General features: G+C 64.7%; 21 protein-coding genes. 16 read left to right on the forward strand and 5 right to left on the reverse strand.

Features of this window, described 5'->3' with window-relative positions; translation table 11 throughout:
- Nucleotides 1–2: 2 nt before the first annotated feature.
- On the reverse strand, nucleotides 3–1,070 hold the full coding sequence (locus ACMGG8_RS00330) for a DUF2333 family protein (protein WP_060842374.1): 1,068 nt from the start codon (nucleotides 1,068–1,070) through the stop codon (nucleotides 3–5).
- Nucleotides 1,071–1,358: 288 nt separating this feature from the next.
- Here ACMGG8_RS00330 and gcbA point away from each other — a divergent pair, with 288 nt between their 5' ends.
- The 16 genes from gcbA to ACMGG8_RS00410 all read left to right on the forward strand — a co-directional run bounded on the left by gcbA (nucleotide 1,359) and on the right by ACMGG8_RS00410 (nucleotide 19,877).
- Complete coding sequence (gcbA, locus tag ACMGG8_RS00335) at nucleotides 1,359–3,029, forward strand: diguanylate cyclase GcbA (RefSeq protein WP_060837347.1); 1,671 nt, start codon at nucleotides 1,359–1,361, stop codon at nucleotides 3,027–3,029.
- A 971-nt stretch (nucleotides 3,030–4,000) separates the two neighbouring features.
- Nucleotides 4,001–5,044 (forward strand): methyl-accepting chemotaxis protein, encoded by a 1,044-nt coding sequence (locus ACMGG8_RS00340; RefSeq protein WP_414159911.1) that lies wholly within the window; start codon nucleotides 4,001–4,003, stop codon nucleotides 5,042–5,044.
- 312 nt (nucleotides 5,045–5,356) lie between these two features.
- Nucleotides 5,357–5,809 (forward strand): type II 3-dehydroquinate dehydratase, encoded by a 453-nt coding sequence (gene aroQ / locus ACMGG8_RS00345; RefSeq protein ID WP_060842372.1) that lies wholly within the window; start codon nucleotides 5,357–5,359, stop codon nucleotides 5,807–5,809.
- Between the two features lie 48 nt (nucleotides 5,810–5,857).
- On the forward strand, nucleotides 5,858–6,319 hold the full coding sequence (gene accB / locus ACMGG8_RS00350; RefSeq protein WP_060837344.1) for an acetyl-CoA carboxylase biotin carboxyl carrier protein: 462 nt from the start codon (nucleotides 5,858–5,860) through the stop codon (nucleotides 6,317–6,319).
- A gap of 17 nt (nucleotides 6,320–6,336) precedes the next feature.
- Nucleotides 6,337–7,698, forward strand: a complete 1,362-nt coding sequence (gene accC, locus ACMGG8_RS00355; protein WP_060837343.1) for an acetyl-CoA carboxylase biotin carboxylase subunit — start codon at nucleotides 6,337–6,339, stop codon at nucleotides 7,696–7,698.
- A gap of 232 nt (nucleotides 7,699–7,930) precedes the next feature.
- Nucleotides 7,931–8,809: a 50S ribosomal protein L11 methyltransferase gene (gene prmA, locus ACMGG8_RS00360; protein ID WP_060837342.1), complete on the forward strand. Its 879-nt coding sequence runs from the start codon at nucleotides 7,931–7,933 to the stop codon at nucleotides 8,807–8,809.
- Nucleotides 8,810–8,839: 30 nt separating this feature from the next.
- Nucleotides 8,840–10,150, forward strand: a complete 1,311-nt coding sequence (locus ACMGG8_RS00365; protein ID WP_414158995.1) for a DUF3426 domain-containing protein — start codon at nucleotides 8,840–8,842, stop codon at nucleotides 10,148–10,150.
- Between the two features lie 196 nt (nucleotides 10,151–10,346).
- Nucleotides 10,347–11,360 carry a tRNA dihydrouridine synthase DusB gene (dusB, locus tag ACMGG8_RS00370; protein ID WP_016968220.1) on the forward strand — a complete coding sequence of 338 codons (1,014 nt, stop codon included), beginning with the start codon at nucleotides 10,347–10,349 and terminating at the stop codon, nucleotides 11,358–11,360.
- Nucleotides 11,357–11,677 (forward strand): DNA-binding transcriptional regulator Fis, encoded by a 321-nt coding sequence (gene fis / locus ACMGG8_RS00375; protein WP_003186237.1) that lies wholly within the window; start codon nucleotides 11,357–11,359, stop codon nucleotides 11,675–11,677. The genes dusB and fis overlap by 4 nt, the downstream gene beginning before the upstream one ends.
- 82 nt (nucleotides 11,678–11,759) lie before the next feature.
- Nucleotides 11,760–13,367, forward strand: coding sequence for a bifunctional phosphoribosylaminoimidazolecarboxamide formyltransferase/IMP cyclohydrolase (purH, locus tag ACMGG8_RS00380; protein WP_060837340.1), 1,608 nt, complete (start codon nucleotides 11,760–11,762; stop codon nucleotides 13,365–13,367).
- Between the two features lie 170 nt (nucleotides 13,368–13,537).
- A complete protein-coding gene (gene purD, locus ACMGG8_RS00385; protein ID WP_060837339.1) occupies nucleotides 13,538–14,827 on the forward strand; it encodes a phosphoribosylamine--glycine ligase in 1,290 nt (429 codons plus the stop codon).
- Between the two features lie 99 nt (nucleotides 14,828–14,926).
- Nucleotides 14,927–17,713, forward strand: a complete 2,787-nt coding sequence (locus ACMGG8_RS00390; protein WP_060837338.1) for a hybrid sensor histidine kinase/response regulator — start codon at nucleotides 14,927–14,929, stop codon at nucleotides 17,711–17,713.
- 63 nt (nucleotides 17,714–17,776) lie between these two features.
- A complete protein-coding gene (locus tag ACMGG8_RS00395; protein WP_060837337.1) occupies nucleotides 17,777–18,373 on the forward strand; it encodes a MarC family protein in 597 nt (198 codons plus the stop codon).
- A 33-nt stretch (nucleotides 18,374–18,406) separates the two neighbouring features.
- The gene (locus ACMGG8_RS00400) at nucleotides 18,407–18,859 is read left to right on the forward strand and encodes a hypothetical protein (RefSeq protein WP_414158996.1); all 453 of its coding nucleotides are present in this window, start codon (nucleotides 18,407–18,409) and stop codon (nucleotides 18,857–18,859) included.
- The gene (locus ACMGG8_RS00405; RefSeq protein WP_414158997.1) at nucleotides 18,856–19,428 is read left to right on the forward strand and encodes a CPCC family cysteine-rich protein; all 573 of its coding nucleotides are present in this window, start codon (nucleotides 18,856–18,858) and stop codon (nucleotides 19,426–19,428) included. The genes ACMGG8_RS00400 and ACMGG8_RS00405 overlap by 4 nt, the downstream gene beginning before the upstream one ends.
- Nucleotides 19,425–19,877 carry an SMI1/KNR4 family protein gene (locus tag ACMGG8_RS00410; protein ID WP_414158998.1) on the forward strand — a complete coding sequence of 151 codons (453 nt, stop codon included), beginning with the start codon at nucleotides 19,425–19,427 and terminating at the stop codon, nucleotides 19,875–19,877. Before ACMGG8_RS00405 ends, ACMGG8_RS00410 begins: the two co-directional genes overlap by 4 nt.
- A gap of 67 nt (nucleotides 19,878–19,944) precedes the next feature.
- Here ACMGG8_RS00410 and cobJ read toward each other — a convergent pair whose 3' ends face one another.
- Genes cobJ through cobG form a run of 4 tightly spaced genes read right to left on the reverse strand, consistent with a single transcriptional unit; the run spans nucleotide 19,945 to nucleotide 24,314 of the window.
- On the reverse strand, nucleotides 19,945–21,651 hold the full coding sequence (cobJ, locus tag ACMGG8_RS00415; protein ID WP_414158999.1) for a precorrin-3B C(17)-methyltransferase: 1,707 nt from the start codon (nucleotides 21,649–21,651) through the stop codon (nucleotides 19,945–19,947).
- Nucleotides 21,651–22,382, reverse strand: a complete 732-nt coding sequence (locus ACMGG8_RS00420; protein ID WP_060837333.1) for a precorrin-2 C(20)-methyltransferase — start codon at nucleotides 22,380–22,382, stop codon at nucleotides 21,651–21,653. Before ACMGG8_RS00420 ends, cobJ begins: the two co-directional genes overlap by 1 nt.
- Nucleotides 22,382–23,008: a precorrin-8X methylmutase gene (locus tag ACMGG8_RS00425; protein WP_108545984.1), complete on the reverse strand. Its 627-nt coding sequence runs from the start codon at nucleotides 23,006–23,008 to the stop codon at nucleotides 22,382–22,384. The genes ACMGG8_RS00420 and ACMGG8_RS00425 overlap by 1 nt, the downstream gene beginning before the upstream one ends.
- Nucleotides 23,001–24,314: a precorrin-3B synthase gene (gene cobG, locus ACMGG8_RS00430; protein ID WP_108545983.1), complete on the reverse strand. Its 1,314-nt coding sequence runs from the start codon at nucleotides 24,312–24,314 to the stop codon at nucleotides 23,001–23,003. The genes ACMGG8_RS00425 and cobG overlap by 8 nt, the downstream gene beginning before the upstream one ends.
- Nucleotides 24,315–24,439: the final 125 nt, after the last annotated feature.

Below are 24,439 nucleotides of genomic sequence, written 5' to 3' on the forward strand. Positions count from 1 at the left end.
GATCAGCCTTGATTGAGCAATTGACGCAAGTCGATGACCGCCGCGTTGGCCCGGGAAATATAGTTGGCCATGACCAGGGAGTGATTGGCCAGAACGCCAAAGCCGCTGCCATTGAGGATCATCGGGCTCCAGACCGGCTCCTGGGAGGCCTCCAGTTCACGGATGATCTGGCGCACGCTGACGGTGGCGTTCTTCTTCGCCAGCACGTCGGCAAAGTCCACTTCGATGGCGCGCAGCAGGTGGGACAGCGCCCAGGCCTGGCCACGGGCTTCGTAGAACACGTTGTCGATCTGCATCCATGGGGTTTCCTCAAGCTCTTCATCGACCTGAGGAACCTGGCCGGGCGCGACCACTTCGGTTTTCAGGGCGGTGTTGAGCTTGACTCGGCCAACACTGGCCGACAGCCGCTGGGACAGCGAGCCCAGGCGCGTGCCCACGTCACCCAGCCAGTTGTTGAGGTTGTCGGCGCGGGCATAGAACTGCGCGGTCTTCTGGTTCGGATCGGACAGGCGCGCCTGATAGCGGCTCAGGGAGTTGATGCCGTCCTGATATTCCGACTCGCTGGACGGCAGCACCCAGCTCTTGTTGTCGAAGTTGAAGCGCGGCTCGGCCTTGGCCAGGTCGGCATCCTCGGCGGACTGGGACTGGGAGCGGGCGAAGTCCTTGCGCAGGGCACGGGTCAGGTCGCGAACCTGGACCAGCACGCCGTATTCCCAGCTCGGCATGTTGTCCATCCACAGGCCCGGTGGAAAACGGTCGTTGGAGATATAGCCACCCGGTTTGTCGAGCAAGGTGCCGGCGACGGTCTTGAGGGTTTCCACGGTGGTGTAACCCACCACCATCTGCCGGCCGGCCTTCTCGGCGGCAATCTGGGCATTCTGCTGGACCGGAAACAGCGCCGGCTCCTGGCTCCAGTACCAACCCAGGCCACCGGTCACCAACAGGTACAGGCCCAGCAAGGTGGCCAGGGCGCGACTGAACAGCAGGCCACCAAAATAGCTGCGTGTCGCCGACTTGGGTTCGGCAGCACGATCCGGCGCGCTGCCTGCGCGATTCTTCCAATCCAGCATGGCTATGTCCTTTCAATCACTTGGGTTCATCGGTTCGACCACAACCCTACTCCATCGTGCCTTGCCTTGACGGGATAAATCTTCCGGCAAATGCGCGCCGCGCAATGATTGCGAATCAGGCGATCACTATAAATGAAGCACAGTCCCGAGCCTATGCGACCAGTCGGTCAGGAACTGAATAACGTCGCTTCACACATTATTGACGCACGACACTCATGGGACGCAAAAGTGGTGCTAGCATAGAGCCACCAGTCGATCTCAGCATGCACCCTAACTAGTAGTCAGGATATGACCGAGCCAGAAGACCCCAGCCGTGAGCGCCTCAAGCACCACTTTGCCCAGCGGGTAATTCATCAGGCACGTCAGATTCTTGAGATATGGCAGCGTCTGCAACGCAGCGAATGGTCCACCAACGACATGTCCGAACTGTGCGAGGCCAACCTGCGCCTGCTGCGCTTCGCCGAACGCTTCGAACAACCCGAACACACTCAGCTGGCCCGCAGCATCAGTCAGTCCCTTGAGGCGGTGGATGCCAATCGCGGCCGCCTGAGCAGCACCCTGATCACCGATCTCAACCGCCTGATGCAACGCCTGTCGCGCACCGGCCTGCGTCACGGCGACCAGCTGGAACAGACCTTCCTGCCGCCTTTGCGCAAGCCGATCTACGTGATGCTGCAGGACCACGACCGTGCCGAACGCCTGGCCAAGCAGCTGGAGTTCTTCGGCCTCAGCGCCCAATCCCTGGACAGCATTGCGGCCTTTCGCTCATCCATGGTCGAACGCCTGCCGGCCGCCATCGTCATCGATGTCGACTTTTGCGGCCCCGGCATGGGCCTGACCCTGGCCGCCGAGGCCCAGGTCGGCCTGGAGCAGAAACTGCCGCTGCTGTTCTTCAGCCTGCATGAAACCGATACCCCGACCCGCCTCGCCGCCGTGCGCGCCGGAGGCCAGGAGTTCCTCACCGGCACCCTGGAAGCCTCCAGCCTGCTGGAAAAGATCGAGGTCCTGACCTGCGTCGCCCAGTACGAACCCTATAAAGTGCTGATCATCGATGACTCCCGGGCCCAGGCGCTGCACACCGAGCGCCTGCTCAACAGCGCAGGGATCGTCACCCGCACCCTGATCGAGCCGATCCAGGCCATGGCCGAGCTGGCGGATTTCCAGCCGGACCTGATCATCCTCGACATGTACATGCCGGCCTGCACCGGCACCGAGCTGGCCAAGGTGATCCGCCACAACGACCGCTACGTCAGCGTGCCGATCATCTACCTGTCCGCCGAGGACGACCTGGACAAGCAGCTGGACGCCATGAGCGAAGGCGGCGACGACTTCCTGACCAAGCCGATCAAGCCGCGGCACCTGATCACCACCGTGCGCAACCGCGCGGCCCGGGCGCGCAACCTCAAGGCGCGGATGGTCCGCGACAGCCTCACCGGCCTGTACAACCACACCCATATCCTGCAATTGCTGGAAGACTGCAGCTTCCGCGCCCGCCGCGAGAACAAGCCGCTGAGCTTCGCCATGCTCGATATCGACCACTTCAAGCGGGTCAACGACAGCCACGGCCACCCCATGGGCGACCGGGTGATCAAGAGCCTGGCGCTGTTTCTCAAGCAACGCCTGCGCAAGACAGACTTCATCGGCCGCTACGGCGGCGAGGAGTTCGCCATTGTCATGCCCGACACCGATCAGGAAGCCGCCTGCAAGGTGCTCGACGAAATCCGCCAGCGCTTCGCCGAGATCCACTACCCGGCCCAGCCCCAGGACCTGTGGTGCACCTTCAGCGCCGGGGTGGTGGAGATGCAGGAAGACTCCGACAGCCTGATGATGGCCAGCCAGGCCGACGAAGCGCTGTACCGCGCCAAGCACGGCGGCCGCAACCGGGTACAGGCCGCGCGGCAATCAAGTCAAAGTGCCACCTTTTCATCCGAATCCACTGATTCGGTCATAACCTTGTAATACAAACGCAATAAATTCAGGCGCTTACCATTTTCGCCGTTGGTAGAGCCCCGATGCGCCTGAAGCTGCTGACCAATCTCAATACCCTGTTGCTCGTTGCCGTTTGCCTCGCCCTGGGGGCAACGCTGTGGTGGTCGCAACGGGCCCTGGAACGCCCCTATCTATTGATGGAGCGTTACCTGGGTCTGTCCCAGCAGTTTCAGAATCAAGTGGCACGCAATATCGAAGACTATCTGGCCAGCGGCGATGCCCTGCGCCTGAGCGGCGCGACCCAGGCCCTGGAAGCCCTGCAGGGCGAGCTGGGCGAACTGCCAGCGCCGCTGGCGCAGAGCCTGCGCCCAAGCCTGGCCAGCCTCGACACCTTCAGCAAGAGCGACCTGCTGGCCGCGGGCAAGCTGGCCGGCGATCCCCAGGCGCTGCTGTTGCAGGCCGAGCGCGAACTGGGGGCCAACCTGGAGCAGCTCAGCCAGTACGCCAGCGGGACCAAGAACTCGGACGCGGCCCAGTACCTGCCGTTGTTGCTCACCGCCTCACAGCACCTGGGCAAACTGTCCCTGGCCCGCGACAAGCTGGTGAGCAGCGGTCGCAGCGAACTGGCCGCCGATGTCGAACGCGAACTCAACAGCATTCGTGCCCAGGCCGATCGGCTTGAGGCCCTGCCTTTATTAGGCGTGGCGGCCAGCAGTGAGTCCGGCACCGATGATTTCGCCGCCATGATGGGCCTGGAAAACACCCAGAAAGCCGCCGCCGAAGACGCCGGGATCAGCCTCAAGCGCGAGCTCAACAGCCTGCTCAACCGCTACCCGGCGGAACTTGAGCGCACCCGCGAGCAGATCCAGAAACGCGCCGACCTGAGCGCCGCCACCCTGCTGAAAATCACCGCCGTGCGCCAGGCCATTGCCGAGCTGGAACCGGCGGTGCGGGCCCAGCACGGGCAGATCCAGGGCGAAGTACGGCTGATGCAGGGGCTGATGATCGGCCTGATCCTGCTGATCGCCCTGGTCATCGACACCTTGCAGCGCAAGCTGGCCCGGATCCTGACCAACGTGGCCCCGGCCCTGTCGACCTGGGCCGAAGGCGACTTCAGCCGACCGATCCAACTGGGCAAGACCAACCGCGAACTGCACGCCATCGAAGAGTCCCTGAACCGTCTGCGCGCCTACCTGGTGGACCTGGTGGGCACCATCCGCCAGAACGCCGAGCAAGTGGCCGGCAGCAGCCGCGCCCTGGCCGACCTCAGCAGCGGCCTGCACAGCGGGGCCGAGCGCCAGGCCGGTGATACCGCGCAGATCCGCGATGCCCTGGGCGAGCTGGAAGCCACGATCCAACAGGTCGCCGGCGACGCCAGCCAGGCCGCCGATGCCAGCCGCAGCGCCGGCCTCGCGGTGCAACAGGGACAGAAAGTCATTGGCCTGAGCCTCACCGGCCTGCATGCCCTTGTAGGGGAAGTCCAGGGCAACGCGCAGATGATCGAGCATCTGGCCCAGGAGTCAGCGACCATCGGTGGCGTGCTGACGGTGATCCGCTCCATCGCCGAACAGACCAACCTGCTGGCCCTCAACGCCGCCATCGAAGCCGCCCGCGCCGGAGAAATGGGCCGCGGTTTCGCCGTGGTGGCCGAAGAGGTGCGCTCCCTGGCCCAGCGCACTGCCGGGGCCACGGCTGAGATCCAGACCCTGATCGCCGGCCTGCAAAGCGCCGCGCAGCAATCGGTGCAAGGCATGCGTGCCCAGGTGGAACATGCCGAAGCCACCGCCAGTCAGGCCCAGGCCGCCGACGGCGCGCTGGATGAAATCGTCGGGGCGATCCAGACCATCGCCGACACGGCCGTGCGCATCGCCGATGTCACGGCCCAGCAAAGCGGCGCGGTCAGCGAGATCCGCGACCACAGCGAACGCATCCATCAACTGGGCGGCGACAACCTGCTGCGCATCGGCGAAGGCCGGGCCCAGGGCGAGAACCTGCTGGACCTGGGCGGTCAACTGCACACCGCGGTGCAGGCCTTCCGCGTCTGAGCCGGTTTCCCCGCTCGGCGTCGCTGCCAACCGGCCCGGTTCCTGCCGGCCGTCTGTGCTGGGGGCACTGCGGCTCATGGCGCAAGCTCGCAGCGGCCAGCGCCCCTTATCAGCCCAACATCGGCGAAATCGACGCCAGGCACTGTAGTGCTCCCTTCTTGCGGGCAAATGACCGGATTTAATCACTCGGTCACATATTTTGCGCAAACATCGGTCATCGTGCTGGCTATTGCCGAGAACTGGACAGTCATAAAGTCTTTCCGGCATAGTCGCCGGGTTCTGACAACAGCCCCCGACAACAAGGAACGACCGATGGCCACCCTACTGGTGCTTCACGGCCCCAACCTGAACCTGCTCGGCACCCGTGAACCGGGGGTCTACGGAGCAACCACACTGGCCCAGATCAACCAGGATCTGGAGCAGCGGGCCCGTGATGCCGGGCACCATCTGCAGTATTTGCAGAGCAATGCCGAGTACGAATTGATCGAGCGCATCCATGCCGCCCGCGATGAAGGCGTGGACTTCATTTTGATCAATCCAGCAGCTTTTACGCATACAAGCGTCGCATTACGTGACGCGCTGCTGGCGGTGAGCATCCCATTCATCGAAGTGCATTTGTCCAACTTGCACAAACGCGAACCTTTCCGCCATCACTCCTACTTCTCCGATGTTGCGGTGGGAGTGATCTGCGGCCTTGGCGCCAGCGGTTACCGACTGGCCCTGGAGGCCGCCCTAGAACAGCTTGAACGACAGGCAAGTGCTTGAACGACAGGCAATAAACGCCCCTGACCGACCCTTGGGAGTTGATGATTCATGGATATCCGTAAAGTTAAGAAACTGATCGAGCTGCTGGAAGAGTCCGGCATCGACGAGTTGGAGATCAAGGAAGGCGAAGAGTCCGTACGCATCAGCCGTCACAGCAAGACTCCAGCCCAGCAGTACTACGCCCCCGCACCGGTGGCCGCGCCTGCTGCTGCACCTGCCGCTGCTGCCGCCCCGGCCGCCGCTGCTCCTGCTGCCCCGGCCGCACCTGCGCTGAACGGCACCGTGGCCCGTTCGCCAATGGTCGGTACTTTCTACCGCAAGTCTTCGCCAACCTCGCCAGCCTTCGTTGAAGTCGGCCAGAGCGTGAAGAAAGGCGACACCCTGTGCATCGTCGAAGCGATGAAGATGATGAACCACATCGAAGCTGAAACCAGCGGTGTGATCGAATCCATTCTTGTCGAAGACGGCCAGCCGGTTGAGTACGACCAACCGCTGTTCACCATCGTTTGAACCGCGGAGAGTCTTTGATGTTGAAGCCTGCGAAGTTGGAAAAAGTCCTGATCGCCAACCGCGGCGAAATCGCCCTGCGGATCCTGCGTGCCTGCAAGGAAATGGGGATCAAGACCGTCGCCGTCTACTCCAAGGCCGACAAGGAGCTGATGCACCTGGGCCTGGCGGACGAATCCGTTTGCATCGGGCCTGCGCAAGCCGCGCAGTCCTACCTGCACATCCCGGCCATCATCGCGGCCGCTGAAGTCACTGGCGCTACGGCGATCCACCCTGGCTACGGCTTCCTGGCGGAAAACGCCGACTTCGCCGAACAGGTGGAAAACTCCGGCTTCGCCTTCATCGGCCCGAAAGCTGAAACCATCCGCCTGATGGGCGACAAGGTTTCCGCCAAGCACGCGATGATCGCTGCCGGAGTTCCTACGGTTCCAGGTTCCGACGGCCCGCTGCCGGAAGACGAGGAAACCGCATTGCGCATTGGCCGTGAAGTCGGCTACCCGGTGATCATCAAGGCCGCCGGCGGCGGTGGTGGTCGCGGCATGCGCGTGGTGCACAAGGAAGAAGACCTGATCGCCTCGGCGAAGCTGACCCGTTCCGAAGCCGGTGCGGCGTTTGGCAACCCGATGGTCTACCTGGAAAAGTTCCTGACCAACCCACGTCACGTGGAAGTTCAGGTGCTGTCCGATGGCCAGGGCAATGCCGTCCATCTGGGCGATCGCGACTGCTCGCTGCAGCGCCGTCACCAGAAGGTCCTCGAAGAAGCGCCGGCACCGGACATCGACGAGACTGCGCGCCAGGAAGTCTTTGCCCGCTGCGTCAAGGCCTGTATCGACATCGGCTATCGCGGTGCCGGTACGTTCGAGTTCCTGTACGAGAACGGCCGCTTCTACTTCATCGAGATGAACACTCGCGTGCAGGTAGAGCACCCGGTATCGGAAATGGTCACCGGCATCGACATCGTCAAGGAGATGCTCAGCATCGCCGCCGGCAACAAGCTGTCGTTCACCCAGGATGACGTGGTCATCCGCGGTCACGCGCTGGAATGCCGGATCAACGCCGAAGACCCGAAAACCTTCATGCCAAGCCCAGGCACGGTCAAGCATTTCCATGCCCCGGGCGGCAACGGCGTGCGCGTCGACTCGCACCTGTACAGCGGTTACGCGGTTCCACCGAACTACGATTCGTTGATCGGCAAGCTGATCACTTACGGCAGCAGCCGTGACGAAGCCATGGCGCGCATGCGCAATGCGCTGGACGAAATCGTCGTCGACGGGATCAAGACCAACATCCCGCTGCACCGCGATCTGACCCGTGACGAAGGCTTCTGCAAAGGGGGCGTGAACATTCACTACCTCGAGCACAAGCTGGCCGAGCAACACTGATCGGCACCCGCCACACCGACAAGGCCGCTTTCGAGCGGCCTTGTCGTATCCGCCCCTGCGCCCCGCAGGAGCGAGCTTGCTCGCGAACCACGCAGCGGCTATCCCCCGATCAACCGCCATCGCGACCACGCACTCGGCTTCCCCCCTCGCTCCCACCGGGCGTCTCGCGTAAACTTGCGCGCTTCTCGCGGCCCGCTAGGCTGCACTTCACATATTTTCAAAGGTGCCCGCCATGCCTTGGCTGCAAGTCCGTCTCGCCATCAGCCCAGAACAAGCCGAAACCTATGAAGACGCTTTTCTTGAAGTCGGTGCCGTTTCGGTCACCTTCATGGACGCCGAGGATCAGCCGATCTTCGAACCCGAACTGAACACCACCCCGCTGTGGTCCCACACCCACCTGCTGGCCCTGTTCGAGGGCGGCACCGAGGCCGCCAGCGTGCTCGCCCACCTGGAACTGCTGACCGGCGCTCCGCTGCCCGAACACCACAGCGAAGTCATCGAAGACCAGGACTGGGAACGCAGCTGGATGGACAACTTCCAGCCGATGCGCTTCGGCCAGCGCCTGTGGATTGTTCCCAGCTGGCACGCCGCGCCGGAGCCGGATGCGGTCAACCTGCTGCTGGACCCGGGCCTGGCGTTCGGCACCGGCACCCACCCGACCACCGCCCTGTGCCTGCAATGGCTGGACAGCCAGGACCTCAAGGACTGCAACGTGCTGGACTTCGGCTGTGGTTCGGGAATCCTGGCCATCGCCGCCCTGCTGCTGGGCGCCCGCCACGCGGTCGGCACCGACATAGACATCCAGGCCCTGGAAGCCTCCCGCGACAACGCCGGACGCAACGGGATTGCCGACGAACTGTTCCCGCTCTACCTGCCCGAGCAACTGCCGCAGGTAGAGGCCGATGTGCTGGTGGCCAACATCCTGGCCGGCCCTCTGGTGGCCCTGGCTCCGCAGCTGTCGGGCCTGGTCAAGTCCGGCGGACGCCTGGCGCTCTCCGGCATCCTCGCCGAGCAAGGCGAAGAAGTCGCTGCGGCCTATGCCCAGGACTTCGATCTGGATCCGATTGCCACCCTCGATGGCTGGGTGCGCATCACCGGCCGTCGGCGCTAGAATGGCCGCCTGCATAATCCGGATGGCCGCATGACCGACAGTTTCGTCACCCAATGCCCACATTGCCAAACCAGGTTCCGTGTCAGCCACGCTCAACTGAGCGTGGCCCGTGGAGTGGTGCGCTGTGGCTCCTGCCTGCAGGTGTTCAACGCCGCGCGGCAGTTGCTGGAGCAGCGCGCCGCCAAGGAAAGCGCAGCGTCCAGGCCAGTGGCGAAACCGGCGCCGGCCCCCGCGCCTGCGGCAGCGCCTCCCGTCGAGCCGCCAGCCGAGCCTGCCGCCAGCCCCACGCCAGCGGCGCCCCCCGTGCAACGCGCCATCAGCCAGAAACAATGGTCGGCTGCCGAAATGGACCTGGATCACCTGGACCTCGACGAGGAGCTGGCCAAGCTCGAACAGCGAGAGATCCAGCCGGCCAAGGCCTTTGGCCAGGAACGGGAACACAAGGAAGGCAGCCTCAGCGCCCGCCGCGACCCGCAGGACGCCGATGACGCCCACTGGCCCGACGGCCTGTTTGGCAGCGCCGCTGAACACGACGAGCCGCAACCTGTCGCTCTCAAGGCCCAGGTCCAGGCGGACGAACCTGCCCCCGAGCCGCCCCGGCAGAGCCGTACCGAGCCGTCGCTGTCCTTCAACCTGGCGGACCTGGAAGACGAACCCAAAGCCCCCAAGCTGCGCCTGGATGACGACCTGGAACCGTTCGACGCCCGGATCTCGGCAGACAGCGCCGAAGCGGACGATGAAGCGGACATCCCCCACGGCAAGAAACGCCGCGAACGCAGCGAACCCGCCGTGCCGGAAGACGTCTTGCTGGACCTGGTGGATGATCCGATCCACCTCGACTGGCAGAAACGCCGCTCGCCCTGGGGCCGGCGCCTGCTCTGGCTGCTGTTGATCCTGCTGGCCGCCGGCGGCCTGGCAGGTCAGTACATCGCCTACCATTTCGACGAACTGGCGCGCCAGGACCAGTACCGCCCCTGGTTCCAGCAACTGTGCCCGGAGTTCGGCTGCACGGTGCCATCCCGGGTGGATATCGCCCGGATCAAGAGCAGCAACCTGGTGGTGCGCAGCCACCCGGAATTCAGCGGGGCCCTGGTGGTGGACGCCATCATCTACAACCGTGCGCCCTTCTCCCAACCCTTCCCGCTGCTGGAACTGCGCTTCGCCGACCTCAACGGCCACCTGATCGCCAGCCGCAGCTTCAAACCCGGGGAGTACCTGGGCGGTGAGATGCAGGATGTGGCGGAAATGCCGCCGCAGACGCCGATTCACATCGCCCTGGACATTCTTGACCCCGGACCGAAAGCCGTGAACTACAGTCTCAGTTTCCACTCGCCCGAGTGAATCGGCTGAACGAGCTGGCGAACAACTCCGAATTGTAGACAGATTTATGACTGCGTCGCTCAGATTGATCCCAGAGCGATAACGGAATAACTGTTCAGATTTTATCCAATTCAGCCTTTATCCGGTCATCGAGAGCGGGTATCATGCCAACCCTTTTTCGAACTCTCATGATCCGGCCCCACAACAGGGAAGTCCTATGTCGGCGGTACGCATCGGCCCATATACATTGCACAACGGCTTGATTCTCGCCCCGATGGCGGGGGTCACCGACCAGCCCTTTCGTCAGCTTTGCAAGCAGTTGGGCGCGGGCCTTGTAGTCTCGGAAATGGTCACCAGCGACATGAGCTTGTGGAACAGCCGCAAATCGCGGTTGCGCATGATCCACGAAGGCGATCCCGAGCCACGCTCGGTGCAGATTGCCGGTGGCGATGCACAGATGCTGGCGGATGCCGCCCGCGCCAACGTCGAGTTGGGCGCACAGATTATTGATATCAACATGGGTTGTCCGGCGAAGAAGGTCTGCAACAAGGCCGCCGGCTCCGCGTTGCTGAAAGACGAAGCCCTGGTCAACGAGATTCTCCAGGCGGTGGTGGCCGCGGTGGATGTACCGGTCACCCTGAAGATCCGCACCGGCTGGGACCGGCAGAACAAGAACGGCCTGACGGTGGCGAAGATCGCCGAACAGGCAGGCATCACGGCGCTGGCGGTCCATGGCCGGACCCGGGCCGACCTGTACACCGGTGAAGCCGAGTACGACACCATTGCCGCGATCAAGCAGGCGGTGTCGATTCCGGTCTTTGCCAACGGCGATATCGACTCACCCGAAAAAGCCCGGCAGGTCTTGCATGCCACCGGCGCCGACGGGCTGTTGATTGGCCGGGCCGCCCAGGGGCGGCCATGGATTTTTCGTGAAATCGAGCACTTCCTGCGCACCGGTGAGACCCTTCCGGCACCGGAGCTGTTCGAAGTGGAACGTATTCTGCTAGAGCACCTGGCCGCGCTGCATGCCTTCTATGGAGAGGTCATGGGCGTACGCATCGCACGCAAGCATGTGGGCTGGTATCTCGCAACCCTGCCGGGCGCCAGGGAGTTCCGCGCCCACTTCAATCGTTTGGAAGATACGGAAGCACAATGCGCCAACGTTCGTGAGTTCTTTGCCGGACGTTACAAGAGCCTGGAAACAGGGGACGGAGAAGGGGTGGCCGCATGACGATGATGACCGAGACTTTAGTGAGTGGAACAACACCCGTGAGCGACAACGTGAATTTGAAACAGCACCTCAATACCCCCAGCGAAGAAGGCCAGACCCTTCGCGGGAGTGTCGAGAAGGCGCTGCACAATTATTTCGCCCACCTTGAGGGCGCTGCCGTCACGGACGTGTACAACCTGGTGCTCTCCGAAGTCGAGGCTCCGTTGCTCGAAAGCGTGATGAACTACGTCAAGGGCAATCAGACCAAGGCCAGCGAACTCCTGGGCCTGAACCGCGGCACCCTGCGCAAGAAACTCAAGCAGTACGATTTGTTGTAAGCATTCAATCAAACCAGAAAGGCGCCCGCGTAAAAAACGGTCGCCTTTTTTGCTGACTCCTTTGCTTTTGATGGAAATTGAGATGACCGACCAGACTACCCGCCTGCCGATCCGCCGCGCCTTGATCAGTGTTTCCGACAAGACCGGGATCCTTGAATTCGCCAAGGAACTGGAAGCCCTCGGCGTGGAGATCCTCTCCACCGGCGGGACCTTCAAGCTGCTGCAGGACAACGGCGTGTCCGCAGTGGAAGTGGCGGATTACACCGGTTTCGCGGAAATGATGGATGGCCGGGTCAAGACCCTGCACCCGAAAATCCACGGCGGTATCCTCGGTCGTCGCGGTATCGACGACGCCATCATGAACGAGCACGGGATCAAGCCCATCGATCTGGTGGCGGTCAACCTCTACCCTTTCGAAGCCACCATTTCCAAGCCCGGCTGCGACCTGCCGACCGCCATCGAGAACATCGACATCGGCGGCCCGACCATGGTCCGCTCGGCGGCCAAGAACCATAAGGACGTGGCCATCGTGGTCAACGCCAGCGACTACGCCGGTGTCCTGGAAAGCCTCAAGGCCGGTGGCCTGACCTACGCCCAGCGCTTCGATCTGATGCTCAAGGCCTTCGAACACACCGCCGCCTACGACGGCATGATCGCCAACTACATGGGCACCGTGAACCAGGCCGCCGACACCCTGAGCACAGAAGGCCGCAGCGAATTCCCGCGGACCTTCAACAGCCAGTTCATCAAGGCCCAGGAAATGCGCTACGGCGAGAACCCGCACCAGAGCGCGGCGTTCTACGTGGAAGCCAAGCCCGCCGAAGTCGGCATCGCCACCGCCACCCAGCTGCAAGGCAAGGAGCTGTCCTACAACAACGTAGCCGACACCGACGCCGCGCTGGAATGCGTGAAGAGCTTCGTCAAGCCGGCCTGCGTCATCGTCAAGCACGCCAACCCGTGCGGCGTGGCGGTCAGCCCGGACGCTGAAGGCGGCATCCGCCAGGCCTATGAACTGGCCTACGCCACCGACACCGAATCGGCCTTCGGCGGCATCATCGCCTTCAACCGCGAACTGGACGCCGACACCGCCAAGGCCATCGTCGAGCGGCAGTTCGTCGAAGTGATCATCGCCCCGAGCGTCAGCGAGGAAGCCCGCGCCATCGTCGCCGCCAAGGCCAACGTGCGCCTGCTGGCCTGCGGCCAGTGGTCGGCCGACCGGGTTCCGGCCTGGGACTACAAGCGCGTCAACGGTGGCCTGCTGGTGCAGAGCCGCGATATCGGCATGATCGGTGCCGATGACCTGAAAGTCGTCACCAAACGCGCCCCGACCGAGCAAGAGATCCACGACCTGATCTTCGCCTGGAAAGTGGCCAAGTTCGTCAAGTCCAACGCCATCGTCTACGCCAAGAACCGCCAGACCATCGGCGTCGGCGCCGGTCAGATGAGCCGCGTGAACTCGGCGCGGATCGCTGCGATCAAAGCCGAACACGCCGGTCTGCAGGTTCAGGGCGCCGTGATGGCTTCCGATGCCTTCTTCCCGTTCCGTGACGGTATCGACAACGCGGCCAAGGTCGGCATCACCGCGGTGATCCAGCCCGGCGGCTCGATGCGTGATGCAGAAGTGATTGCCGCGGCCGACGAGGCCGGCATTGCCATGGTCTTCACCGGCATGCGCCACTTCCGTCACTAACAGCAGCCACAAGCATCAAGCTGCAAGCGACAAGCCAGGGCCAAGCGCAGTTGCGCTTGCCTGATCCTTGCAGCCTTCCCTTTTCAGAGCCGCACGCAGCACGGCAGGGCGATAAGAATTGCTCTTCACTTGCAGCTTGCGGCTTGTAGCTTCCTCCGAAGGAGTCTGACTTGAACATTTTGATCATTGGTAGCGGCGGTCGCGAACACGCCCTGGCCTGGAAAGTCGCTCAGGACCCACGGGTCGAAAAAGTATTCGTCGCCCCCGGCAACGCCGGCACCGCCATCGAAGCCAAGTGCGAGAACGTCGCCATCGACGTCCTGGCCCTGGAGCAACTGGCCGATTTCGCCGAGAAGAATGTGTCCCTGACCATCGTCGGTCCGGAAGTGCCGCTGGTGGCTGGCGTGGTCGACCTGTTCCGCTCCCGCGGCCTGGACTGCTTCGGTCCGACTGCCGGTGCCGCGCAGCTGGAAGGCTCGAAAGCCTTCACCAAGGATTTCCTCGCGCGCCACAAGATCCCGACCGCCGACTACCAGAACTTCACCGAAATCGAGCCGGCCCTGGCCTACCTGAAGGAAAAGGGCGCCCCGATCGTGATCAAGGCCGACGGCCTGGCCGCCGGCAAGGGCGTGATCGTCGCCATGACCCTGGCCGAAGCCGAGGAAGCCGTGCGCGACATGCTGGCCGGCAATGCCTTCGGCGAAGCCGGTTCCCGCGTGGTCATCGAAGAGTTCCTCGACGGCGAGGAAGCCAGCTTCATCGTCATGGTCGACGGCAAGAACGTGCTGCCAATGGCCACCAGCCAGGACCACAAGCGCGTCGGCGACGGCGACACTGGCCCCAATACCGGTGGCATGGGCGCCTACTCGCCAGCACCGGTGGTCACCGCCGAAGTGCACCAGCGGGTCATGGATCAGGTGATCTGGCCCACCGTGCGCGGCATGGCCGAGGAAGGCAATGTCTACACCGGCTTCCTCTATGCAGGCCTGATGATCGACAAGGCCGGCAACCCGAAAGTCATCGAATTCAACTGCCGCTTCGGCGATCCGGAAACCCAGCCGGTGATGCTGCGCCTGCAGTCGAGCCTGGTGCTGTTGGTCGAAGCCGCCCTGGCCCAGGCCCTGGACAAGGTCGAAGCGCAGTGGGACCCACGCCCGAGCCTGGGCATCGTCCTGGCAGCCGGCGGCTATCCTGCTGACTACGCCAAGGGCGCGGTCATCACCGGCCTGGACGCGGCGGCGGCCCTGGAAGGCAAGGTGTTCCACGCCGGCACCGCGCTCAAGGACGGTCAGATCGTGACCTCCGGCGGCCGGGTACTCTGCGCCACCGCCATGGGCGACAGCGTCGACGCGGCCCAGCAGCAAGCCTACCGCCTGGCGGCCAAGATCGACTGGCAAGGCTGCTTCTACCGCAAGGACATCGGCTACCGAGCCATTGCCCGTGAGCGCGGTCAGGAGTAAAGCTGCCCCTGTCCCCGGCAAGGGCCCGGTGCCCTTGCCGTGCGGTCATTACGCCGCGCATAGTTATAATCAGGCATCAACCAATGAAGGGATTTCGCCGTGCGCTGGCTCAGGATTGCCCTAGGCTTCACCGTCACATTGCTGACCCTGCTCTGCTTGAATCCGGCTCTGGCCGCTCAAGGCAGTGGCTGGGCGGTTTTGCTCGACGAACAGGCCGATCTGCAGCTCAGTGACATCCGCTCCCCGCGCTACACCAACCAGTTCAGCCCCATCGAGCTGGACAAGCTGACCGCCGCCGAACCCGACGGCGCGCTGTGGCTGCGCTTCAAGCTGCAACCCGGGCCCCACGAACAGCTCCTGCGGATCTTCGCCCCCGACCTGTCCCACCTGAATCTCTACGTGCTCGACGGCGACAAGCTGATCGAGCAAGTGAACACCGGCTCCAGCCAGCCACAAACGGAAAAGCCCCTGCCCAGCAGCGACTTCATGCTGCCGCTGCCGCAAAGCGCCAAGCCGCTGGAGGTCTACCTGCGGCTGGTGTCCGAACACGAACTGCGCCCCTACATCACCTTGCAATCGGCGGTGATGAGCGCCGCCGACCAGAGCCAGACCCTGATCTACGGTCTGTTGTTCGGCTGCCTGGCGATGCTGATCCTGCATAACCTCACCCGCTTCGCCTACACCCGCTCACGCAGCAGCCTGTGGCTGGCGGCCTGCGAGGGGCTGTTGACCCTCAGCCTGCTGATGCTGCTGAACCTGTTCGGCCCGTGGCTGCCGGACTGGCAAGCCTTGCAGACCCCGGGCGCCTACCTGGCGCTGCTGCTGACCGCGCCCTGCGGGATGATGTTCGCCTACCGCTTCTTCGCCCCGCTGGGCCCGCACCCGCTGAACCGCTTGCTGCTGGGCAATATCCTGCTGATCAGCCTGTTCGGCCTGTTGCTGCTGTTCGTCAACACCCTGCCGCTGAACATCATCACCTACGGCCTGGTGGCCCTGGCCGGCCTGAGCATGCTGTTTGTCGGCGGCTATCACTGGCACAAGGGCTATCGCCCGGCCCGGCTGTTCGTCACCGCCATGGTGATCTTCAACCTCGGCACCCTGGTGATTCTCCCGGCCCTGCTGGGCCTGACCCTAGTGGCCCCGCAAGGGCTGATCGTCACCCTGCTCAGCGTGGTCTGCGTCGCCGGCCTGCTGATGAGCGTCGCCCTGGGCGAACGCCAGCGCGACATCACCGAGAACCGCTTCAGCGTCAGCCGCGATCTGGCCGCCAGCACCGCCGAGGTCAATGCCAAGGCCGAGTTCCTGGCCAAGATCAGCCACGAGATCCGCACCCCGATGAACGGCGTGCTGGGCATGACCGAGCTGCTGCTGGGCACCCCGCTGTCGGTCAAGCAGCGCGACTACGTGCAAACCATCCACAGCGCCGGCAACGAGCTGCTGACCCTGATCAACGAGATCCTCGACATCTCCAAGCTGGAGTCCGGGCAGATCGAGCTGGACGACGTGCAGTTCGACCTCAACGCCCTGATCGAAGACTGCCTGAGCATCTTCCGGGCCAAGGCCGAACAGCAGAACGTCGAGCTGATCAGCTTTATCCAGCCCCAGGTGCCGCGGGTCATCAGCGGTGACCCGACCCGCCTGCGCCAGGCGCTGCTGAGCCTGCTGGAAAATGCCCTGAAGAAGACCGACGAGGGCGAAGTGCTGATCGTCGTCGCCATCGACGAGCGCAGCAGCAAGCCGCGCCTGCGCATCGCCGTGCAGGACAGCGGCCAGCCCATGGACGCCGAAGAGCGCGAGGCCCTGCTGCACACCGAACTGCACAGCAAGAACTTCCTCGCCACCACCCGCCTGGGGGGCAACCTGGGCCTGGTGATCGCCCGCCAGCTGATCCTGCTGATGCACGGCGAGTTCGGCATCAAGAGCGGCACCAACCAGGGCAGCACCCTGTGGCTGACCCTGCCCCTGGACGCCGAGCGCCTGGAGCACCCGACCGCCGATCTCGACGGCCCCCTGCAGGGCGCGCGGGTACTGGTGGTGGACGACAACGACACCTGCCGCAAGGTGCTGGTGCAGCAATGCAGCGCCTGGGGCCTGAACGTCAGCGCCGTGCCTTCGGGCAAGGAGGCCCTGGCCCTGCTGCGGACCAAGGCGCACCTGCGGGACTACTTCGATGTGGTGCTGCTGGACCAGAACATGCCCGGCATGACCGGCATGCAACTGGCGGCCAAGATCAAGGAAGACCCGAGCCTGAACCACGACATCCTGCTGATCATGCTCACCGGCATCAGCAACGCACCGAGCAAGGTCATTGCACGCAATGCCGGGATCAAGCGCATCCTCGCCAAGCCGGTGGCCGGCTACACCCTCAAGACCACCCTGGCCGACGAACTCAATCAGCGCGACAAGGCCCCTGCCGCCCCCTACAACATGCCCCTGGCCCCGGCTCCGGGGCCTGAGCCGGTCACGGTTCCCAGCGACTTCAGCATCCTGGTGGCCGAGGACAACAGCATCTCCACCAAGGTCATCCGCGGCATGCTGGGCAAACTCAACCTGCAGCCCGACACCGCCAGCAACGGCGAGGAAGCGCTGCAGGCGATGAAAGCCAAGCGCTACGACCTGGTGCTGATGGACTGCGAGATGCCGGTGCTCGATGGCTTCTCCGCCACTCAGCAACTGCGTGCCTGGGAAGTGGGCAACCAGCGGGTGCGCACCCCGGTGGTGGCGCTGACCGCGCACATCCTCGCCGAGCACAAGGAGCGCGCGCGCCAGGCCGGCATGGACGGGCACATGGCCAAGCCGGTAGAGCTCTCGCAACTGCGCGAGCTGGTGGAACACTGGGTCACCCAGCGCGATCTGCGCGAACGCAGCGCCGCCCACACCAGTTGAGCCGACAGCCCGGGCGGCGCCTGTTAAACTCTCGCTCGCCCTCCCTAGTCGTGAGCTTCCACCATGCTCCACGTGCTGTTCAGCGTTTACCTGAAGATGCTGGTGCTCTATAGCCCGTTCTTCGTTCTCTCGTGCTTCATCAGCCTGACCCGCGGCTACTCCTCCAAGGAGCGCCGGCGCCTGGCCTGGAAAGTCGCCCTCGCCACCCTGGTTTCCAGCGTCCTGTTGTACCTGTTCGGTCGAGTGATCTTCAGCGTGTTCGGCATTACCGTGGATGCCTTCCGCATCGGCGCCGGCAGCGTGCTGTTCATCTCCGCCCTGGGCATGGCCCAGGGCAAGTCGGCGGTGCAGACCGACAACGTGCAGCAGGACGTGACCATAGTGCCGCTGACCATTCCCCTGACCGTGGGGCCGGGCACCATCGGTGCCCTGCTGGTGATGGGGGTCAGCCAGCCGCACTGGGACGACAAGCTCACCGCCATCCTCAGCATCGCCCTGGCCAGCCTCACCGTGGGCGTGGTGCTGTACCTGTCCAACCGCATCGAACGCATCCTCGGCGACCAGGGCCTGCAGATCGTCAGCCGGCTGATGGGACTGTTCGTCTGCGCCCTGGCGGCGCAGATCATCTTCACCGGGGTCAAAGGCTATCTGGTGCCCTAGCAGCGGCGCGCCCCAGCGGACAAGGAATGTCACATGCCCGGCCATGAAGATCGCCAGCTCATCCAGCAACGATGGCAGGACGAACGCTACCCCAGGGACAACTCACTCGCCCTGGGCTCGGGCTTCTACTGCCTGTTCGAGCTGCCCCATGAGCATCCCCGACTGATCAACAAAGTGTGGCTGCCGGCCTCGGACTGCGACGCTCATCAGGACGGCGAAGGCCTCGCGACCCTGGCGCTGTGCGTCGCCGGCAACGGCGCCTTGCAGGCCCGGGCCGGCGAGTGTGCCGCGCATGGCGGGGATGGTTTCCTGGCATTGCAGGAGAAAGATTCTGAGACCCTGATCTGGCTGCTGGTCCTGAGGGACACCAATCCCTTCAACCGGGTCGAGATCCAGGACCGACACCTCTATGCCGAGTCGACCTCCGGTGTCAGCGTGCAGATCCCTCTGGAGCGCCCCGATCAGTTGACCCTGGCCTGGCCATGACCCTTGCACTGCCACCGAGCCCGATGAAAAAACTGACCGTCACCGCCGCCATCGACCTCCTCAGCCGCCAGCGGTTGCCCGGCCTCGACGCCGCCGCCCGCGCCTCCCACCTCCTGAACTGGTGGGGAATAGACAGCGACGACCTTGAGTTCGCCGCACTCCCACCCAGCCTGCAACAACAGCTCAGGGCGCAGCCGGAGCCCCCGGAAGACCCGCAGGCCCAGCGCTACGACGCCCTGCTGCTGATCGCCCTGCGCGCCGAATACCGCGGCGTGACCCACCGCTACCTGATGCGCTGCCTGCGTGAAGCCGGACTGGGCGACTACGCCGTCAGCGCGGACATCGAGTACCTGGAGGCCTGTCCCTGCTGCGGTTATCGAACCCTCTCGGCGCGGGGCGACTACCAGATCTGCGACCTCTGCCATTGGGAAGACGACGGCAGCGAAGCGCTGGATGTGCTGAGCGGACCCAACCACAAAACCCTGGGCCAGGCCCGGCAACACTTTGCCCGGCAGCAGGGCCGCCTGCCCTTGGACAAGTGGCCACACATCAGCAAGGACACCCCATGATTCCCCAGCAGTTGGTCAGTCTGATCGAAGCCCAGCCCCGCTTCCGCCCGCGTCCCGACACCGCCGAGGTCACCCGAGCGTTGGCGGCATTGGGGATTGCCCTGGACAGCGAGTTCGCCCAGATCTATCTGGCCTACCACCCCGCCGACTTCGAAAGCCGAGCGAGCTACGAAGTGCTGATGGATATCGACGGGCCCAGTGATGAAATCCAGATGTGCACCGAGTTCATTCATGAAGTCTGGGAGTTGCCAGAGAACTTCGTCGCCTTCACCTCGTTGCAAGGTGAAGGCGGCTACTTGCTGGACAAGGACAGCGGCGGCGTCTGGGATTTCGACCTGGGCGACCGGGAGGCGTTCGTTGCCGGCCGCCTCCCCGCCCGCTGGGCCGGCTTCTTCGAATTCATCACCTGGCTGCTGAGCGCCAAGGACAAGGACCAGGATGATGAGTGACCCTGCACGCTAGAAGCCGCTGCCGGCGATGGCGATCTTACGAGCGCCTTCGCCGGCAAGCCGGCTCCTACACGGGTTTATTACCGTACCAGCGCGGGGTGTAGACCCACTCGCCGCCCTCGGCCCGGGGGAACACGCAGGTGGTGGAAGAGCCCACCAGCACCATGGTGCGCATGTCCACCTGCTCCGGGGTCAGCTCGCCCAGGGTGATGACCCGCAGGGTCTGCCCCGGACGACCGATATCCCGTCCCAGTACCACCGGGGTGTGCGGCGTGCGGTGCTGGCGCACGATCTCCAGGGCCCGGCCCAGTTGCCAGGGCCGCGAGCGGGAGATCGGGTTGTAGAAGGCCAGCGCCAGATCGGCCTGGGAAGCGAGGTCCAGGCGCTTCTCGATGATGTCCCAGGGCTTGAGGTTGTCCGACAGCGACAGCACGCAGAAGTCATGCCCCAGCGGCGCGCCGGCCTGGGCGGCAGTGGCCAGGGACGCGGAAACCCCGGGAAGGATTTCCAGGTCCACGCGGTGCCACGCCGGGTCGCTGGATTCGTGCAGGGCTTCGAGCACCGCCGCGGCCATGGCGAACACCCCAGGATCACCGGACGACACCACCACCACCGAACGGCCCTGGGCCGCCAGTTCGAACGCATGGCGGGCGCGCTGCATTTCTTCACGGTTGTCGGTGCAGTGCATGACCTGATCGGCGCGGAACGGACCGGCCATGCGCACGTAGGTTTCATACCCCAGGATGTCGTTGGCCCGGGCCAGTTCGGCTTTTACCGCCGGCACCATGAGTTCGGCTGCGCCGGGGCCAAGGCCGATCACCGCCAGGCGCCCACGGGGCCGGCCGATCTGTTCGGGGTCCAGGGGCTGGTTGGCCACGGCGATGACGAGGTCGTCACCCACCTTCAGCGGCGGCAGCAATTGCGGCACGGCCTGTTGCGCCAGCTCGGCGACGCTGCCGGTGGCGGGCAGAAAGCGCAGCGGCACCCCCAGCTCGTCAGCCGCCTGGTGCAGGCCGCGGTCGGCCATGTCGCTGTCGGCGGCCAGCAGGCAGGCTAGGGACTGCACGGCGATGCGCGCCTGATGCAGGGCCTGGCGGATGGACGTGGCAAGACCCGCGTCGCTTGGCCCACGACAGGCCACCAGGACGCTGCGGGGGTAGATCAGCAGCTCGTTGGCCGCCGGTTCGCGCTCGGCGGAACCGACGCGGATGGTCAGGCGGGCCTGATCGTTCTCGGGCAGCTTGGCCTCAGCCAGCCAGGGCGCGGCGCCTTCGATACGCACGCTCTCGCCACCCAGCAGATCGGAGACGAAGCGCTTGCCCAGTTCCAGATCCCCCAGGGCATAGCCGCTGGGCGGGTTCAGCAGGCAGGTGCCAAAGCGCAGTTCACCGCTGGTGGTAATGGCCGCGGCCACGCCAAGGCCGGCGGCTATTTCCCGGGCCATGACGTTGACCCCGCCCAGGCCACCCAGCAGCGGCACCACGGCGCTGCCGTCCTCGGCAACGGCCAGCACTGGCGGCTCGGCACCCTTTTCCAGCAACAGCGGGGCCAGGGTGCGGATGACGATGCCGGCCGCGCACAGGGCGATGATCGGCGTGTCATGTTGATACAGCTGGCGCAGCGTCGCGCCGAATTCGTGGTAGATCCGATCGGCGCCTTCGACCCGTTCCGCCAGACCGTGGATCAACGAATCGGGGTACAGCCGCTGGATCTGCCGCGCGGTGTCGAGGCTGCCTTGGCCCAGGATGACGATGGCCGGAATTGAACGGGCCATCAGCCTTGCCACCTTTCGCCGGGCACGATGATCAACGAGAAATACGGCGAGGACATCGGCTCCACTTCATCCAGCGGCACGATCTTCTGGTTGGCCATGGTGGCGCGCTCGACGTACAGCGCCCGCTGCGCCAGCCCCAGTTCTTCCAGGACCTGGCGCACCTTGGGGAAGTTGCGCCCCAGCTTCATCACCACCGCCGCGTCGGCGTCCGCCAGACGCCGCTTGAGCTCCTCGTGGGGCAATACCCCCGAAAGCACCGACAGGCTCTGGTTGCGATACACCAGGGGCGCGCCCAGCACCGAGGCGCCGCCCAGCATCGAACACACCCCCGGCACCACTTCGGCCTGGTAACGCTCGGCCAGGCGGTCGTGCAGGTACATGTAGGAGCCGTAGAAGAACGGGTCGCCCTCGCAGATCACCGCCACGTCGCGGCCGGCATCCAGGTGCAGCGCCAGCTCCTGGCTGGCGCCGTCGTAGAAATCGCTGATCACTTGCTCGTAGGACAGCGGCGCCGGCAGCACTTCGGTGGTCACCGGGTACACCAGTGGCAGCAGGGTCTGGGCGTCCTGCAAATGCTCCTCGATGATGCCGAAGGCATTGCCTTTCTTACCCTTGGCCACGAAATACGCCACCACCGGCGATTCGCGCAGCAGGCGCAAGGCCTTGAGGGTGATCAGTTCCGGATCACCGGGGCCCACGCCAAGGCCGATCAAACGTCCGGGTTGCTGCATCATTCGACCTCCGTGGCCAGGGCATTGACGGCGGCGGCGGCCATGGCACTGCCGCCCAGGCGCCCCTGCATGATCACGAACGGCACGCCACGGCTGTCGGCGGCGAGCATGGCCTTGGATTCGGCGGCGCCGACGAAGCCCACCGGGAAGCCGAGGATCAGCGCCGGTTTCGGCGCGCCGGCATCGAGCATTTCCAACAGGTAGAACAGCGCGGTGGGGGCATTGCCGATCACCACCACGCTGCCTTCCAGGTGCGGACGCCAGAGTTCCAGGGCCGCCGCCGAACGGGTGTTGCCCAGCTCTCGGGCCAGCTCCGGGACACTGTCATCGCGCAGGGTGCAGATCACTTTGTTGTTGGCCGGCAAGCGTGCCCGGGTAATGCCTTCAGAGACCATCCGTGCATCGCAGAGGATCGGTGCCCCGGCGGCCAGGGCATCACGCCCGGCCTTGCCGGCGCCCACGGAGAATTGCAGGCCGTCGATGGCCTCCACCATGCCGCAGGCGTGGATCACCCGAACCGCGAGTTTTTCCAGGTCGGCCGGAATGCGATCCAGCTTGGCTTCTTCGCGAATGATCGCGAAGGAGTTGCGATAGATCTCCTGACCGTCGCGGATGTAATCAATCATCTAGGGAGCTCCGTAGGCGGGCATCAAGCAGGGCCTCTGCCGCTGCAATAGAAAGGTTGCGTGCGTGCAGCGTGCCGAACCCCGGCTGCGCTGCATCGCGTAAATACAAGTCGTAGCGCCCTGGGGCCAGCGCCAGCAGGGTGGCCGGCGCCACATGGGCGGCAGCGCAGGAACGGGAGCAGCCCGACAGGTGCACGGCCGCCTGCCGGCCGTGGCGCTGCATCAGCTGCGCCAGCTCAAGGGCATCGCCCTTGGTGTCGGCCAGGGCCTTGCCGCAGCCACTGGAGCCGGTGCAGGCAATCAGGTGGGCCAGGGACTGTCGAGCACTGCACAACAGGCCCAATTGCTCCAGGCGGGCGGTGACGGTGGCGGCGTCCGCCGGGGCAATGCCCGGCAGCAACAGGCTCTGCCAGGGCGTAAAACGCAGGCTGGCGTCGCCGTACTGCTCGGCCAGTTGCGCGGCGCCCTTGAGCATGACGGGATCGAGGCGGCCCAGGGGCGCGACCGCGCCGACATAGACCCGGTCGCCCTCGCGCTGTGGATAAGTTCCCAGGTGCAGCCCTGCAACCGCAGCTGGACGCTGCCAGCCATCGATGTTCAGCAAGGGGCTGCTCAGGCGCAGGTTCAGTCGGGCGAGAAAATCCGCCACCGGCATCTGCGCCAACAGGTGGCGCATCCGCGTCTGCTCGGGGGTGGCCAGTTCGAGAAACAGCTCCAGCACCGCCACCAGCAGCTCATGCCCCTGTGCCTCGGGCACCGCCGCCAGGGGTTTATCCACAGGACTGCCGGCCAGGCCGAAGGCCAGCAGCAACTGCCCGTCATGCACAACCGCCGCCAGCCACAGATCGTGGTGATGTTCGAGCATGGCCAGGGCTTCGCCGCCATCGAGCTGCACGGCGAACTTGGCCGACAGTTCATGGAAGCGCGGGTGACTCTGCAAGGTCGCCAGGATCTGCCCGGCCAGGGGGCGGGTGTCCATCAGCATTTGCCGGTCGATGCCGGCGCCGGGGCTGAGCATCAGGTTGCGGACATCGTCGCCGGCGGCGGTGGTCGGCCCCAGGCCCGCCGCCAGGAGTGCATCGATCAGCGCCTGATGCTCGACACCGATCCCGCGAATCTGCAGGTTGGCGCGGTTGGTGGCCTCGATCACGCCACCGGCATAGGCCTGCGCCGCCTCGGCCACCGCCCTGGCCTGGGCGGCGCTGATGACCCCGCCCGCCAGCTTGATCCGGCAGATGCCGCCGTCCAGCGCCGGGACGATGCGCAGCAATCCCGGGCAGGCCGAGGGGCGGATGGCGGTGGACATTGGGCGTTCGTTCAAAGGGGCAACCGGCAGTGTGGGAAAAGCGCTTCGTCAGCGAAGGCGCGGTATTATGCCTGCTTTGTCCGAAGGCATGAAAAGCCTGCCGGTCGGAACCTTAGGTTTGAGGA

Source organism: Pseudomonas sp. BNK-45, assembly GCF_047456255.1.
Lineage (GTDB): Bacteria > Pseudomonadota > Gammaproteobacteria > Pseudomonadales > Pseudomonadaceae > Aquipseudomonas.